The sequence below is a fragment of the Wolbachia endosymbiont (group A) of Bombylius major genome (genome assembly GCF_947251895.1).
In the GTDB taxonomy this organism is placed as follows: Bacteria; Pseudomonadota; Alphaproteobacteria; order Rickettsiales; family Anaplasmataceae; genus Wolbachia; species Wolbachia pipientis.
Genome location: NZ_OX366395.1, coordinates 703,740 through 718,983, shown reverse-complemented (window position 1 = coordinate 718,983; position 15,244 = coordinate 703,740). Strand labels below are relative to the sequence as shown.

Below are 15,244 nucleotides of genomic sequence, written 5' to 3'. Positions count from 1 at the left end.
GTAATTTTTTCAAATGTGTGAGATAGAGCTGCTAGGCAGGAGGTAATAAAGAGGTGTTTTTTGTTGGTAGAACATTTTAAAAAAGTATCTAATTTAGCACCACAAAAATTTTAATTATTTACTCTTTCCAAAATCGTAAAAAGTACATATATTCGTGAGAACAAGCCGCGTAAAAATATGGTTGTGAAAATAGAAGCTTGAAATTTTTGCAACAAAGTTAGGCAAATTAGTTCGTATATAAATATGGCCGAAGTAGGCTAATATAGCTGGTTTTGCGGCATAGTAAAGTTACTATAAATAAAAGTTCGAACGGTACACGTGGTAGACCATAAGATTCCAAAATGAACAGTTCTCACAACAGCTGATTTTTGTTGCTGGAAATGGTTAAATAATTTAAATTTTTAGCAAAATATATCACTAAGTTAGTGATAATTTATGTTTGTGATAACAGAAGAAACAAGTTAATTTTTGGAACATACATTTGAAACGACTCTTAATAGGAATTAAATATTTTTGATGTACTTTATGGTTTTTCCAATTAGGCAAGTGGCATGACAGCTAGTATAGAATTTAAAGATAATCAAGGCAATCAGGTATCAGGTTTAAGTGATATTAAAATTATAACCTTAAGCGACAGTGCAGGTAATAAATATACTTTAGATGCACGTGGTGGTCATCTTAAATTAAAATATATACCGACTAATGAGGATAAAGAAGAGGAGTGTACAATAACAAGTTTAGCAGATGCTCTGAGAAGTTTGCTGAATGTAAAAAGTAGTGGTGATAAAACAGTGCTTGAAGAAAAAGTATCAGAAAAACCTATAGTAGAAGCGATAATGTATGCAAAAGACGATAATAATAACAGAATTTCTGATACTGTACTAGCTCATACTTTTGCTAGGAAAGATGATGTGTCTACCCATATAAGTGAAAGATTAAGCACAAAAGCTGACAAAGTTGAATTAGATAAGAAAGCTAATGTTGATAGTGTATATACCAAGCAAAATATAGATGACAAATTGAAAACTAAAGTTGATATTGATGATGTATATACTAAACAAGTTATAGATAGTGAATTAGCAAGTCGAGTTAACGCTGATAGGGTATATACCAAGGAAGAAATGGATGAGAAACTGACAGCCAAAGCTGATACTCTTTTTACATATACTAAGCAAGAGGCAAATGAGAGATTCTTCCCGCTTGCAGAACATCAGAAGTTAGCAAAGGAGATACTAGGCAAGCGCATAAACGGAAAATCAGTATTAGTTGATGAGTTAGGAAAGCTTTTTGATGAGCAAGAACTGTGGTATGGTAATAAGAGCGAGCAAACAGCAAAAGATTTCTTGGCTGAAAAAGGTAATTTTGCTAAAATCAATGGCTCTAATATAATGATTCCGGACTTTGCAGAAAAAATACTAGATGCAACAGAAGATATAGGAGAAGGCAAAAAGAAATCAGTTTTAGTAGAAAAATTGGGCAAATTTCTTGATCAAATTGATGATAATGATAAAGCATATGAAGGTAAGACAGCAAAAGATTTCCTTGGTGAGAAAGGCATGCAGGGACCGAGAGGGTCAGATGGTCCAGCAGGTAAAGATGGAATAAGCACAGCACCTAATTTAGTAGCTCAAGAATTGATTACTAACCAAGCAGATGCACTAGGACAAGCGGTTCTGGGGGCAAAGGATGATGAAAATAGAGAAATCTTAGTAAACAGCTCTATTTTACAGGAAGGCGTAGCGAAAAAATTAAAAGAAAATCCTGGAAAGGCAATAGGTCCAAAAGGGGAGCCTGGTCAAGATGGAGAAAGTCCATCAGTTGATGCCGTAGCTGCTCAGTTACTTATTGGTACAAATAAAGATGCATTAGTCACTGAAATTGCACACAATAAAGGTTTACAAGAGTCCTTGGCAATTAATCAAGATTTTAGCACCGCAGTGGTGGCAACTTTGAGTAATGATAAGAATTTTTCCAATATTGTAAAAAGAGATCTTAGTAGAGGAGAAGAAAGTCTATCAGTCAATAATGTGGTTACTAGATTGCTTGCTGATGAGAATAAAACATTAGTTAATGCTATAGGAAATAATAAAGAAGTAGCAAAAAAGATACTTGCCGCAACAGAAGATACAGATGAGAAAAAATCAATTCTTGTGGAAAAATTAGCAGGATTTCTTGATGATAATGACCAAGCATATGATAACAATAAAAGAACAGCAAAGGAGTTCTTAGGCAGTAAAGGACTAGCGTCTGCTAATGCTTCTGATCCAACTTTTCAAGGAGCTGTTAGAGAAGTAATATCTCAACCTCTTTTTGAAATTCCAGATGATCCAAATACTCCGCTTTCCTGGAATTGGTAATATGATTTTTATCAAAAACCCGACCTCTAATACAAATGCCTCCTACGCTAGCTGGTTTTGGTTTCCGGAGATAGCTGTTATGTTTATAGCCCTTCTTATAATAGTCTGAACGGGGCAAGATATGTGTTTATGATGGCTATTGTAAGTCATTAGGCCGGCAGCGTATTATAACATGTTCGGATTATTGTGGAAAAAGCTACGTAACCGTTCACGGATTATGAGAATGAATAAAGAACTAAGCTGTATTAAACAGGACTTGATATGACACTTTAAAAAAGTAAGTTAAGAATAATAAAAATAAGGAGTGTTAGAAATGAGTACAATACAAACAAAAATACTAAAACCAAAACTAGGATTACTAGAGCTAGCAAAACAATTAGGAAATGTGTCTCAAGCGTGCAAAGTGATGGGATACTCAAGAGATACATTTTATCGATTCAAGGAGTTATATGAAAATGGGGGAGAAGAAGCATTACATGAAATAAGTAAGAAAAAACCGCTATTAGCAAACAGAGTTTCGGAAGATATAGAAAGAGCAATAATTGGCATAGCTACAGAATTTCCTGCATATGGACAAGAAAGAGCTGCAAATGAGCTGAGAAAAAGAGGTATAATAATTTCCCAAGGAGGAGTAAGATCTGTATGGCTAAGAAATGACCTTGAAACTTTGAAAAAGAGACTTAAAGCACTGGAGGCAAAAGTAGCTCAAGACGGAATCATTTTAACTGAAGAACAACTTGCAGCTTTAGAAAAAGTGAAAGAACAAAGGGAAGCTCATGGTGAAATTGAGACGCAACATCCAGGTTATTTGGGTTCTCAAGATACCTATTATGTGGGCAATATCAAAGGCATAGGGCGCATTTATCAGCAAACTTTTGTTGATACTTATTCCAGAGTTGCAATGGTTAAACTTTACACGGACAGAACAGCTATTACAGCTGCAGATCTTCTTAACGATAGAGTTATCCCATTTTTTGATGAGCAGAGAATTCCATTATTACGCATTCTAACTGATAGGGGTACGGAGTATTGTGGCAAGCCCGAAAATCACGCTTATCAGCTATATTTAGGAATCGAAAATATCGATCATTCTAGAACCAAAGCCAACTCTCCACAAACTAATGGCATATGTGAAAGATTCCATAGAACTATGCAAGATGAGTGTTACAATATTATCTTTAGAAAGAAAATCTACTATTCTTTGGAGGATCTACAGATCGATGTTGATCATTGGTTGCGTTCTTACAATGAGACAAGGCCTCACTCAGGCAAATACTGCTATGGCAAAACACCTATGCAAACGTTTTTTGACAGTAAACATATTGCTTTTCAGAAAAATATTAGTAGCATTAAACAACAGCCTGATATTAGTTTTGACTACGTCAATTCTTCTGTCAGTTAATTCTTCTCTGTCAGATTAAATCTTGTCTTTTACACGTCATGGCATTAAGGGTATTTATGACTCAAAACTTGTTTTTGACCTGCAGGCTCAATGACAAAATTCAGTAAAAAACTCAGGGTATCTTTTGGCGGATTACATAAAATTATAGCGGCTGCATGTCTTTTAAAATTTTTCTACATTCAGCCAAATCGCGCTTAAACTAAGCGTCAGCACATTATTACAGCACCAATTTAAAGTATTAGAGAGTCAAAACTCGCACTACGGGGTTTCTTTTGCCTTTTTTTCATTTGGTAAATTTCTTAAATATTTATAGTTAAACGACAATCGTCATACCGCTACGTGTTAGCGGCTAAGAGATACCGCGGCGGTATGACGGTTAAGTATCCCGCTACTTGTTAGCAGGATCTATGCTAAGATATCGCGAATGAATCCACAACTGTACGAACATTGCAATATGGCACGATATCACATAATAAACGATGTCATTCCAGTGCTTGACACTGGAATCCAGCTTTTTTGTAATTTTATTGAAAATGTTGTATAGTCGTTTGTTTACAATCAATTTTTCTGGATCCCAGTGTCTGGGCACTGGGATGACACCATTTGCTGTGCAATTTACCTTCAAAAATGAATGTTCGTACAGCTATGGATTCATTCGCGGGATAGATTCCGCTAACGAGTAGCGGAATGACGAATTTGTTGTTTTTCAAATTGTAGGTAAACCTAAGCCACTTTAGCTATACTTGTAGAGAAAAAAGAATAGATGATGATCCTAAATATTTAATAAATTTGACTACCGAGGAATTTCAAAAATCTCAATTTTTTATTAATTGTGAGATGTGGTACATTCTATCTTCATACAGCTTCCTCTTCATACCTCAACTAATGAAATTAGAAGCATCAACTCCCTTCTGCAAGCAAGCAGCAATAACAGTGTTCATCATTAGAAATGCAATGGTCATTGGGCCAACGCCCCCGGGTACTGGGGTAATAGCTTTGACTTTTTCTTTTATTCCCCCGAAGTCAACATCACCTACGAGCTTACTTTGTTCTCCTACGTTAACGCTATTTATGCCAACATCGATCACTATTGCACCTTTCTTTATCCAGTCTGCTTGAACAAAATTTGGCTTTCCTACTGCTGCAACTACTATATCCGCTTTAGAGTAATATTCAGCTAAATCTTTGCTCTGTGAGTGCAAGATTGTAACAGTGCAATTTTCCTGCAGCAATAGGTGAAACATTGGCTTGCCCACGATATTTGACCTACCAATTACCACTGCGTTTTTACCGGAAAGGTTCTCTTCAATTGACTTAATTAAATGCAAAGAACCTTTAGGAGTGCAAGGTATAAGGCAGTTTTTTTCACCTTTAACTAATTTGCCAACGTTTTCATCATGAAAGCCATCTACATCTTTTTCAACACTTACTGTGTTAATTACTCTGCTTGCACTAATATGATTTGGTAAAGGCAATTGCACTAAAATGCCATGTACAGATGGATCTTCATTTAATTCATTGATTTTTTCAATTAATTCATCTTCTGAAATATTATCAGGCAAAACAATGGTCTCAGAACTTATGCCTATTGATTCTGCTTTTTTCTGTTTATTGCGAACATAAACCTGACTTGCTGGATTGCTGCCCACGAGAATTACTTTCAGGCAAGGAAAAATATTATGCTCCCTCTTTAGAACATTAATCTTTTGTGATAGCCTCTCACATAGGTCGTTTGCTATTTTCTTACCATCAATAATAATTGTCACTTCCTTGCCACTCCTTAAAGTCGGGTAATTTGATATCAAATAAATCCAATACTTTGCCAACAGAATGATTAATAATATCATCCAACGATTTCGGTTTAATATAAAAAGCAGGCACTGGTGGAGCAATAATTGCTCCCATCTCCGTTAATTTTAACATATTTTGTAAATGCCCAAGATGTAGTGGTAACTCTCGCACCATAAGAACTAATTTCCTTCTTTCTTTTAGCGTTACATCTGCAGCTCTTGTCAATAGATTGGAAGTAACACCTGATGCGATTTCAGACATTGTTTTCATAGAGCATGGAGCAATAATCATCCCTGAGGTTTTAAATGAGCCGCTTGCTATTTTTTCTCCTATTTTTTCTTCAGAATAGTAAAAATCTGCAAGCGATATAATATCTTCAAGTTTTTTTGTAATCTCGTGAGCTAGAGTTATTTTCCCAGCACGGCTTATTACTAAATGAGTTTCATAATCGACATCTTTCAACGCTTCTAAGATACGTACACCGTAAATAGAACCAGATGCTCCACTTATTCCAATTACAATTCTGCTATTCACTTAACTCTTCTTTGTAGTTCATTCCCAATGCACGTTTATAGGTATCAAGCAATATTTCTTGTTCCTCTCTGTCATCATCATCCATCTTCCTCAGCCTAATAATTTGTTTCATCACTTTTGTATCCCAACCTTCATCTGCGGCTTTTGCATATACATCACGAATGTGATCTTGCACATCCCTCTTTTCTTGTTCAAGTTTTTCGATTCTCTCTATGTAACCCTTCAACTCTTCAGCCGTTATTTTTACTGTATCTTCCATTAAACTCCACTAATTAATTGCTGCTACTAGTATTACCAGTTTTTACTTGCACTTCAACAACAGTAATAATATTTTTATCTTTTTTTAAAATCTTAAAGCGAAAACCATACATGGAAAACTCCTCGCCTTCGTCAGGAATGCGCTCTATTTCATTCACAATCATACCTGCTAGAGTTGTAGCTTCTTCATCAGGGAGATTCCAGTGTAACTGCCTGTTAATGTTCCTAATAGTAGATTTTCCTTCTATGTGATACATATTATCAGATATTTTCTTTATAAAATTTTCCGTGATCAAATCATGTTCATCCGAAATTTCCCCAACTATTTCTTCCAGTATATCCTCAAGGGTTACAATTCCCTGCAGTGCTCCATACTCATCAATAACAAATGCAAGGTGTTTCCTGTTCTTACGGAAGTTGTGAAGTTGCACGCTAAGCGGCGTACTTTCTGGTATAAACCAAGGCCTTGACATAACTTGGGCAATGTCAACTTCTTCTGTTTTACTATCCTTTTCACGCAAGGCGTTTATTAGATCTTTCACGTGAATCACCCCGACAATGTTATCTGGTTCCTTCTGCCATAAAGGTACTCTACTGTGACTACTGGTTAAAATCTCTCTTATTAACTCTTCTTTATTCCGATCTATATCAAGAGAAAATAGGTTTCTTCTATGGGTCATAATTTGTGATATTTCTGTCTCAGCCAAATCAAGTATGCTGCTTAGCATATCTAAATCCTGTTGTAACATAGTTCCTTCACTGCGGTGAAGAGTAATCATATTACGCATTGCATCCGCTGCAGATATCACTTCCTTATCTTTATGCAGTCCACATAATTTCAAGATGAGGTTAACAATAAATTGAATACCTAGCGTCAATGGAGAAAAAATCTTTACAAAAAACAATACAAAATAAGCAGAAAATGATACAAATTTTTCAGGATTTTGAATAGCATAAGTTTTTGGTAGAACTTCGCAGAACAATAAAATACAAAATGTCATTATAATTGTTGATAGGAGAATGCCCTCATTTCCAAAAAGATTGATAAATATTGCTGTAAATAAAGCAGAGCAAGTAATATTAATAATTGTATTGCCGAGCAATACCGTTCCTATTGTCAATTCTTTCCTATTTAATAAGCGGTCTATTATCCTGGCTCTTTTGTTACCGTCTAGCTTTAGCTTATTAACTCGAGAACGGCTAATTGAGGTTAAGCCTATTTCTGCTCCTGAGAACAAAAACGATAAAATTAACAAAATAAAAATTGCTGATGATACTAAGACCAATAACCAATCCATTAAAGTACGATGTTATTGTGATAAAAAACAAAATTAATTTTACATGTTATGAGAGGCATTTGCAAGCCTAAATTTATATTGCCAAATTTTATATATCTTTAATCTTAAAAAATAAATCATAAAGCATATTACACGCTGCGTTCACATGCTCATCCTCAATGATAAGTGGTGGGGTTATCCTTACTACTTTGTTGTTTAAAACCCTAGTTATTATTAAACCTTTATCAAGAGATCGACTAATAATTTTATCGGCTACAGGAGTTGCTAGTTCTATTCCCATTAGTAACCCTTCTCCACGAACTTCTGAAATCATCTCAGGAAATTCTTTAGCTAAAGGCAACAGCTTTTCTTTTAAATATTTACTAATTCTCTTAACATGGTCAAAAAAGCCTTCTTTTAGCATTATATCGAGTACCGCATTACCAACAGTCATGGCAAGTGGATTGCCACCATAGGTTGATCCATGAGTTCCTGGAGTAATTGCTTCTGCTATGTAATCTTTTACTAAACATGCAGCTAGAGGAAAACCGTTACCCATAGCTTTTGCACAGGTTAGCATATCAGGTTCAATGCCGACATTTTGATAATGAAATAAAGAACCGATGCGTCCATATCCGCATTGCACTTCATCAAAGCACAAAATTATTCCTTGAGCTTTTGTTATTTCCCTTACTTTTTGAAGATATTCTACGTCTAGTGGATATACTCCGCCTTCGCTTTGTATGGGCTCTAAAAACACAGCAGCCGTTTCATCGCTGATTTTTTTCTCCAAAGCTTTAATGTCATTTCTTGGCACTTTATCAAAACCAGAAAGAAGCGGAGCAAAACCTTCGCGTGATTTTTCATTACCTCCAGCGGAAATTGCAGCAATACTGCGGCCATGAAAGCCTCCTTCAATTGTAATAATACGATTACGTTTTGCTTGCCCTTTTGAATAAAAGTAACGACGAATAAACTTAATTGCAGCTTCTGTTGCTTCAAGCCCACTTGAGCAGAAAAAAACTTTATCTGCAAAAGTAAGGGTTGTTAAACGCTCGGCAAGCCTTTCTTGCTCGGGAATAGTGAAAATGTTAGAGCAGTGCCATAGTGAGCTCAATTGCTCTTTCAGCTTATCTGTAATGTATGGATGACAATGCCCTAAAGAAGTTGTAGAAATACCTGCAGCAAAATCTAAATATTTTTTACCATCTTTATCAAAAAGATATGCCCCTTCTCCCCTGACTATAGGAGTGTCAAGTCTATTATACGCATTAACAACATGATCCATTTTATAAGTATTGTGGTATTATCTATACTATACCTGAAATGAATCCATTAACACAAAGCTTTTCCTTTAACCTCTTATGCTACTTCAACTAAAAATTTGGCTAATGCAAACCTTTTTTGTCATTCTATAGCTAAAGTGACTTAGTTTTACCAACACTTATTAGCCATTGTAAAAGTTTTTGTTTCTATTGAATGATAGTTGTAGCCTATGCAAGAAGTTTATTGACTTTGAGCGCACTTTAGCCTATACAATTTTAATATCTTAAACTACTGGACATGCCCGATCTAAAGACAATGATGTTAAATTTTGGACCTCAGCACCCAGCTGCACATGGAGTGTTGCGTCTTGTTTTAGAGATGGATGGTGAAGTGATCGAGAGGGCAGATCCCCATATTGGGCTTTTGCACCGCGGTACTGAAAAATTAATAGAACATAAAACGTATCTTCAAGCTTTGCCTTATTTTGATCGCCTTGATTACGTATCACCAATGTCACAAGAGCATGCATATTCACTTTGTGTGGAGAAATTGTTGCAATGTGAAGTGCCAATTAGGGCAAAGTATTTACGTGTCTTGTTTTGTGAACTGACGAGAATACTAAATCATTTACTGAACGTTTCTTCTCAAGCACTTGATGTTGGAGCAATGACCCCTCTTTTATGGCTCTTTGAAGAAAGAGAAAAAATACTGGAATTTTACGAAAGAGCTTCAGGTGCAAGGTTTCACGCAGCTTACATCAGGCCAGGTGGAATTGCAGCAGATGTTCCAGAAGATTTGATTGAGGATATTGCAAAGTTTATAGAGCAATTTCCAAAATATATAGACGATGTTGATGAACTTTTAACAGAAAATAGGATATGGAAGCAACGCACTGTAGGAATTAGTGAAATATCAATTAAACAGGCACTTGATTGGGGCTTTAGTGGCCCAATGTTGCGCGCTGCTGGGCTTGCTTGGGATTTGCGAAAAAGCCAGCCATATGAGATATATGATCAACTAGATTTTGATATACCGATCGGCCAAAATGGCGACTGTTATGACCGTTATCTAGTTAGAATGGCAGAGATTAGGCAATCTATCAGTTTGGTGAAGCAGTGCATAGAGAAAATGCCTGAAGGGCCAATAAAAACTGAAGATAGAAAAATTTCTCCACCGTCAAGAGCAGAGATGAAAAAATCTATGGAAGCTCTGATTCACCATTTTAAGCTCTATTCAGAAGGATATCACGTACCAGAAGGTGAGGCTTACGCAGTTGTTGAGGCACCAAAAGGTGAGTTTGGAGTGTATATAGTTTCAGATGGTACCAATAGACCTTATAGGTGCCGAATAAGAGCACCTGGCTTTGCGCATTTACAAGCCTTAGACTTTATGGCAAAAGGACACATGCTTGCTGACGTTGCAGCAATTATTGGCTCACTCGATATAGTTTTTGGTGAGATTGATAGGTAATCATTGGTACCCGTTCAGGCAATGGCGTCATGCAAGTAGCTGACACATAACTGTACGAACATTTGTTTGCAAAGGCGTATGTAAAAGACAAGATTTAATCTGACAGAGAAGAATTAACTGACAGAAGAATTGACGTAGTCAAAACTAATATCAGGCTGTTGTTTAATGCTACTAATATTTTTCTGAAAAGCAATATGTTTACTGTCAAAAAACGTTTGCATAGGTGTTTTGCCATAGCAGTATTTGCCTGAGTGAGGCCTTGTCTCATTGTAAGAACGCAACCAATGATCAACATCGATCTGTAGATCCTCCAAAGAATAGTAGATTTTCTTTCTAAAGATAATATTGTAACACTCATCTTGCATAGTTCTATGGAATCTTTCACATATGCCATTAGTTTGTGGAGAGTTGGCTTTGGTTCTAGAATGATCGATATTTTCGATTCCTAAATATAGCTGATAAGCGTGATTTTCGGGCTTGCCACAATACTCCGTACCCCTATCAGTTAGAATGCGTAATAATGGAATTCTCTGCTCATCAAAAAATGGGATAACTCTATCGTTAAGAAGATCTGCAGCTGTAATAGCTGTTCTGTCCGTGTAAAGTTTAACCATTGCAACTCTGGAATAAGTATCAACAAAAGTTTGCTGATAAATGCGCCCTATGCCTTTGATATTGCCCACATAATAGGTATCTTGAGAACCCAAATAACCTGGATGTTGCGTCTCAATTTCACCATGAGCTTCCCTTTGTTCTTTCACTTTTTCTAAAGCTGCAAGTTGTTCTTCAGTTAAAATGATTCCGTCTTGAGCTACTTTTGCCTCCAGTGCTTTAAGTCTCTTTTTCAAAGTTTCAAGGTCATTTCTTAGCCATACAGATCTTACTCCTCCTTGGGAAATTATTATACCTCTTTTTCTCAGCTCATTTGCAGCTCTTTCTTGTCCATATGCAGGAAATTCTGTAGCTATGCCAATTATTGCTCTTTCTATATCTTCCGAAACTCTGTTTGCTAATAGCGGTTTTTTCTTACTTATTTCATGTAATGCTTCTTCTCCCCCATTTTCATATAACTCCTTGAATCGATAAAATGTATCTCTTGAGTATCCCATCACTTTGCACGCTTGAGACACATTTCCTAATTGTTTTGCTAGCTCTAGTAATCCTAGTTTTGGTTTTAGTATTTTTGTTTGTATTGTACTCATTTCTAACACTCCTTATTTTTATTATTCTTAACTTACTTTTTTAAAGTGTCATATCAAGTCCTGTTTAATACAAATATGGGAGTAAGAATACGCCATTACACCTAGGATGTATGATTGGTGAAAAAGAGATAGTGGAAGAGCTAGTGGAAGCAGGAGGAGAAATAGAGAAAGAGGATAAGTTTGGGCTGAAAGCGATGGATTATGCAAAAAACAGTAAAGAAGTAACTGAGGTATTAAAGAAAGAAACAGACAGAATTGAAAAGTTATTTGAAAAGCGAAGGGGAAAACCATCTACGAGAGGCTAAAAATATGGAGGAAGAAATAGAAAAAAAGGTAAAGGATTTAGAGAAAGAATCATTAGAAGAGCTGAGGAAAATATGGAAAAAGGTATATGAGAAAGAAGCGCCTAGATACTCAAAGAAATATCTGGTACCAAGATTAGCATATAGGTTGCAAGAGGAGGAGTATGGAGAAATATCAAGAAAAGGAGCAAAAAGACTAGAGTATCTGGCAGATCGGCTAGAGAAGGGAAAAAGAATAAGTAGTGACAAACTTCCGGTAGCAGGAACAGAGCTAATATTAGAAAGAGGAGAAGAGATGCATGCGGTAATGGTAACAGATAGGGGTTTAATCTACAGAGAAGAGTTTTATACGTCATTGTCAGCAGTAGCAGGGAAAATAATGGGAATGAGTTACAACGGACCTTTATTGTTTGGAATGCGTGATAAAAGTGGAAGTTGAGAATGTTAAAAGAGGTAAGGTGCGCGATATATACGAGAAAATCAAATGAGGATGGGCTAGAACAAAAGTTTAATAGTCTTGATGCGCAGCGAGTAGCATGTGAGAAGTATATAAAAAGCCGAGAAGGCTGGGTAGTATTGGCCAAAAGGTACGATGATGGAGGCTTTTCAGGGAGTAATTTAAATAGACCAGCGATAAAGGAGTTGTTTGAAGACGTAAAGGCAGGAGAAGTAGATTGTGTGGTAGTATATACATTAGACAGACTATCAAGGGAAACAAAAGATAGTATAGAAGTGACATCATTTTTTAGAAGGCACAGAGTAAATTTTGTAGCAGTAACGCAGATATTTGACAATAATACGCCAATGGGAAAGTTTGTGCAAACAGTGTTATCAGGGGCGGCACAACTAGAAAGAGAAATGATAGTAGAGAGAGTAAAAAACAAGATAGCAACATCAAAAGAGCAAGGATTATGGATGGGAGGAACTTTACCGCTAGGGTATGATGTAAAAGAAAAGGAATTAATAATAAATGAAAAAGAGGCAAAGACGGTGAAACATATATTTGCAAGGTATATGGAGATAAAATCAATGGCAGAATTGGCAAGAGAGTTAAATAGCGAGGGGTACCGAAAGAAGAGGTTTGAAGCAAAATCGGGAAAAGTATACGGAGGAGAAATCTTTAAAAAAGCAACGGTAAGGAGAATAATAACAAATCCAATATATATGGGAAAAATACGGCATTATGAGAAGCAATATGAGGGAAAACATGAAGCAATAATAGAAGAAGAAAAATGGCAAAAAGCGCAAGAATTAATAAAGAATCAACCGTATCAAGGGAAAAAATATGAAGAGGCACTACTAAAGGGAATAATCAAGTGCAAGAGCTGTGATGTGAATATGACACTGACGTATGCGAAAAAGGAGAATAAGAGGTATCGATATTATATATGCAATAACCATTTAAGAGGAAAAGATTGTGGATCAGTGAACCGAACAGTAGTAGCGGGAGAAGTAGAAAAAGAAGTGATGAAGAGAGCAGAACGCCTATATGAAAATTTGGAAGAAAAAGCGGAAGAGTGGAAAAATTTAAGTTTTGGAAAACAGAAAGAAGTGGTGAAGAAATTAATAAAGACAGTATGGATGAGAGAGGATGGAATAGATGTCTGTTCTGAGTCAGAGGAAAAATTGATACCAATGAGTTTAAAAAAGAAAGGAAACAAATGCACAGTAATCGAACCAGAATGCAAAACAGATAATGCACTACTGAAAGCAGTGGTAAGAGCCCATCTGTGGAAACGGCAGCTAGAAGAAGGAAAATATAGAAATGTGAAAGAGCTGAGCGTTAAAATTAATATAGGTACAAGACGTATACAACAAATTTTAAGGTTAAATTATTTAGCTCCAAAGATAAAAGAAGACATAGTAAATGGGAGACAACCGAGAGGTTTAAGATTAGCTGATTTAAGGGAAATACCAATGTTATGGAGTGAGCAGTTGGAGAAGTTCTACGAACTGGCGTCTTAATTTATAAAAGCAACAGGAGATCAAAAAGCTAGAAAACCGATATTTCAAAACAAAGAATTTATAGTATGCAGGTTGATGAAAAGAAGTTTGGGTAAACCAGTGCTACAGAAATTTAGGGAATGTTCAAAAAAGTGTGTCAAAGCGCATTTTTAGTTCAACTCAATTTTCAATCTATCTGGAAAGAAAATATCAAGTTGAGACATAGTTAAAGCCCAATTAGGCAGAGCCATAGTCCATTTTTGCTCTACCTTCTTTATAGCACAATATACCTGTTTATACAAGGCATTTGTGCTGGTAAATGAGCCCTTGGTTTTAGTGAATTTTCTGATCTGTCTGTGCAGCCCCTCAATTGGATTTGTGGTGTAAATTAGCCTTCTAACTGGGCTAGAATACTTGAAATAACCAGATAAATTTTCCCAATTGTTCTGCCACGATTTTATAACTAAAGGATACTTTTCTCCCCATTTTTCTTCCAGCTCAAGTAAGTAATTTTCAGCAATTTCTTTACTTGTAGCACGATATATTTTTTTCAAATCATTCATGAAAACTTTCACATCTTTGCTGGATACATATTTTAGTGAATTTCTTATCTGATGCACTATACATAGCTGTACTTCTGCTTTAGGAAACGCACTATTTATAGCTGCAGGAAAGCTTTTTAGCCCATCTACACATGCAATCAGAATATCTTCTACTCCTCTTTCTTTGAGATCATTTAGCACTCCCAACCAAAAGTTAGCTCCTTCACTTTCAGCCAAATAAAAGCCCAGGACTTCTTTTCTGCCATTTTGGTCTATGCCCAATATATTGTACATACATTTACTTACGCAATGTCCATCCTCTTTGACCTTAAAGAACATCCCATCCATAAATACTATCGGGTATACTGATTGCAGTGGACGACTACGCCATTCATTGATTATAGGCAGTAATTTGTCGGTAATACTTGATATCTCTGCCGCCGATATTTTGTGATCATAAATTTCCTCAACGTGTGACGCTATATCTCTATAGCTCATACCACTGGCAAATGTGCTCAAAATCTTCGTTTCAAGCTCTGGATGTAAGCTTGTTTGCCTTTTTTTGACTATTTGCGGCTCAAAACTTCCTTCTCTATCCCTTGGCGTCAAAAATTCAAATGAACCGGCACTTGTCCGTAAAGTCTTTCCATTTCTCCCATTTCTTCGATTATTCTCTTCACTTTCAGCTAATAAGTGGTTTTCTATTTCACCTTCCAAACTTGCTTCCAGCAGCTTTTTTATAAATGGTGTTAATGCTCCCTCCCTTCCTGTCAACGGTCTTCCTTCTCGTATAGACGACAGGATATTTGTTTCCAACTCTTTATAATCTACCAATCCGTTAGTTCTGTTTACTACTTTCTGACTCATTGTCACACCTCCATTTTTTTATATCAATTTAT

General features: G+C 36.1%; 13 protein-coding genes and 1 pseudogene. 7 read left to right on the top strand and 7 right to left on the bottom strand.

All coding sequences use genetic code 11. The annotated features are described in order from the left end of the window. Window positions 1-551: 551 nt before the first annotated feature. The 3 genes from OPR49_RS03450 (at window position 552) to OPR49_RS03435 (ending at window position 4,442) form a co-directional block, all read left to right on the top strand. The gene (locus tag OPR49_RS03450; protein WP_265027455.1) at window positions 552-2,357 is read left to right on the top strand and encodes a hypothetical protein; all 1,806 of its coding nucleotides are present in this window, start codon (window positions 552-554) and stop codon (window positions 2,355-2,357) included. Window positions 2,358-2,670: 313 nt separating this feature from the next. After that, entirely contained in the window at window positions 2,671-3,759 is a 1,089-nt protein-coding gene (locus OPR49_RS03445) for an IS481 family transposase (protein WP_265027486.1), read from the top strand. Window positions 3,760-4,292: 533 nt separating this feature from the next. Next, entirely contained in the window at window positions 4,293-4,442 is a 150-nt protein-coding gene (locus tag OPR49_RS03435; protein WP_265027552.1) for a hypothetical protein, read from the top strand. A 195-nt stretch (window positions 4,443-4,637) separates the two neighbouring features. Here OPR49_RS03435 and folD read toward each other — a convergent pair whose 3' ends face one another. From folD to OPR49_RS03410, 5 genes are all read right to left on the bottom strand, one after another. Next, on the bottom strand, window positions 4,638-5,525 hold the full coding sequence (folD, locus tag OPR49_RS03430) for a bifunctional methylenetetrahydrofolate dehydrogenase/methenyltetrahydrofolate cyclohydrolase FolD (RefSeq protein ID WP_265027454.1): 888 nt from the start codon (window positions 5,523-5,525) through the stop codon (window positions 4,638-4,640). Continuing rightward, window positions 5,509-6,084, bottom strand: a complete 576-nt coding sequence (locus tag OPR49_RS03425; RefSeq protein ID WP_265027453.1) for a UbiX family flavin prenyltransferase — start codon at window positions 6,082-6,084, stop codon at window positions 5,509-5,511. Before OPR49_RS03425 ends, folD begins: the two co-directional genes overlap by 17 nt. Beyond that, a complete protein-coding gene (locus OPR49_RS03420) occupies window positions 6,077-6,343 on the bottom strand; it encodes a DUF2312 domain-containing protein (RefSeq protein WP_265027452.1) in 267 nt (88 codons plus the stop codon). Before OPR49_RS03420 ends, OPR49_RS03425 begins: the two co-directional genes overlap by 8 nt. A 13-nt stretch (window positions 6,344-6,356) precedes the next feature. After that, window positions 6,357-7,640 carry an HlyC/CorC family transporter gene (locus OPR49_RS03415; RefSeq protein ID WP_265027451.1) on the bottom strand — a complete coding sequence of 428 codons (1,284 nt, stop codon included), beginning with the start codon at window positions 7,638-7,640 and terminating at the stop codon, window positions 6,357-6,359. Between the two features lie 88 nt (window positions 7,641-7,728). Further along, complete coding sequence (locus OPR49_RS03410) at window positions 7,729-8,907, bottom strand: aspartate aminotransferase family protein (RefSeq protein WP_265027450.1); 1,179 nt, start codon at window positions 8,905-8,907, stop codon at window positions 7,729-7,731. 275 nt (window positions 8,908-9,182) lie between these two features. On the opposite strand from OPR49_RS03410, the gene OPR49_RS03405 reads away from it, so the two are divergent. Continuing rightward, window positions 9,183-10,355 carry an NADH-quinone oxidoreductase subunit D gene (locus tag OPR49_RS03405; RefSeq protein WP_065106821.1) on the top strand — a complete coding sequence of 391 codons (1,173 nt, stop codon included), beginning with the start codon at window positions 9,183-9,185 and terminating at the stop codon, window positions 10,353-10,355. A gap of 113 nt (window positions 10,356-10,468) precedes the next feature. Here the strand turns inward: OPR49_RS03405 and OPR49_RS03400 are convergent, their stop codons facing one another. Continuing rightward, window positions 10,469-11,557 (bottom strand): IS481 family transposase, encoded by a 1,089-nt coding sequence (locus OPR49_RS03400; protein WP_265027486.1) that lies wholly within the window; start codon window positions 11,555-11,557, stop codon window positions 10,469-10,471. Between the two features lie 71 nt (window positions 11,558-11,628). On the opposite strand from OPR49_RS03400, the pseudogene OPR49_RS03395 reads away from it, so the two are divergent. From OPR49_RS03395 to OPR49_RS03385, 3 genes and pseudogenes are all read left to right on the top strand, one after another. After that, window positions 11,629-11,862: pseudogene (locus OPR49_RS03395) on the top strand (ankyrin repeat domain-containing protein); the annotation flags it as partial. 4 nt (window positions 11,863-11,866) lie between these two features. Beyond that, the gene (locus tag OPR49_RS03390) at window positions 11,867-12,298 is read left to right on the top strand and encodes a DUF2924 domain-containing protein (protein ID WP_265027449.1); all 432 of its coding nucleotides are present in this window, start codon (window positions 11,867-11,869) and stop codon (window positions 12,296-12,298) included. A gap of 2 nt (window positions 12,299-12,300) precedes the next feature. Further along, complete coding sequence (locus OPR49_RS03385) at window positions 12,301-13,824, top strand: recombinase family protein (RefSeq protein ID WP_265027448.1); 1,524 nt, start codon at window positions 12,301-12,303, stop codon at window positions 13,822-13,824. A 149-nt stretch (window positions 13,825-13,973) separates the two neighbouring features. Here OPR49_RS03385 and OPR49_RS03380 read toward each other — a convergent pair whose 3' ends face one another. Beyond that, complete coding sequence (locus OPR49_RS03380) at window positions 13,974-15,212, bottom strand: IS256 family transposase (protein WP_265027183.1); 1,239 nt, start codon at window positions 15,210-15,212, stop codon at window positions 13,974-13,976. Between the last annotated feature and the right edge of the window lie 32 nt (window positions 15,213-15,244).

Excerpts from the sequence above, each read along its gene's own strand:
- OPR49_RS03435 (WP_265027552.1), top strand. The coding sequence starts at position 4,293 with ATGTTGTATAGTCGTTTGTTTACAATCAATTTTTCTGGATCCCAGTGT.
- OPR49_RS03380 (WP_265027183.1), bottom strand. The coding sequence starts at position 15,212 with ATGAGTCAGAAAGTAGTAAACAGAACTAACGGATTGGTAGATTATAAA.
- OPR49_RS03390 (WP_265027449.1), top strand. The coding sequence starts at position 11,867 with ATGGAGGAAGAAATAGAAAAAAAGGTAAAGGATTTAGAGAAAGAATCA.
- OPR49_RS03405 (WP_065106821.1), top strand. The coding sequence starts at position 9,183 with ATGCCCGATCTAAAGACAATGATGTTAAATTTTGGACCTCAGCACCCA.
- OPR49_RS03450 (WP_265027455.1), top strand. The coding sequence starts at position 552 with ATGACAGCTAGTATAGAATTTAAAGATAATCAAGGCAATCAGGTATCA.
- OPR49_RS03415 (WP_265027451.1), bottom strand. The coding sequence starts at position 7,640 with ATGGATTGGTTATTGGTCTTAGTATCATCAGCAATTTTTATTTTGTTA.
- OPR49_RS03410 (WP_265027450.1), bottom strand. The coding sequence starts at position 8,907 with ATGGATCATGTTGTTAATGCGTATAATAGACTTGACACTCCTATAGTC.
- OPR49_RS03400 (WP_265027486.1), bottom strand. The coding sequence starts at position 11,557 with ATGAGTACAATACAAACAAAAATACTAAAACCAAAACTAGGATTACTA.
- OPR49_RS03385 (WP_265027448.1), top strand. The coding sequence starts at position 12,301 with ATGTTAAAAGAGGTAAGGTGCGCGATATATACGAGAAAATCAAATGAG.
- OPR49_RS03445 (WP_265027486.1), top strand. The coding sequence starts at position 2,671 with ATGAGTACAATACAAACAAAAATACTAAAACCAAAACTAGGATTACTA.
- OPR49_RS03420 (WP_265027452.1), bottom strand. The coding sequence starts at position 6,343 with ATGGAAGATACAGTAAAAATAACGGCTGAAGAGTTGAAGGGTTACATA.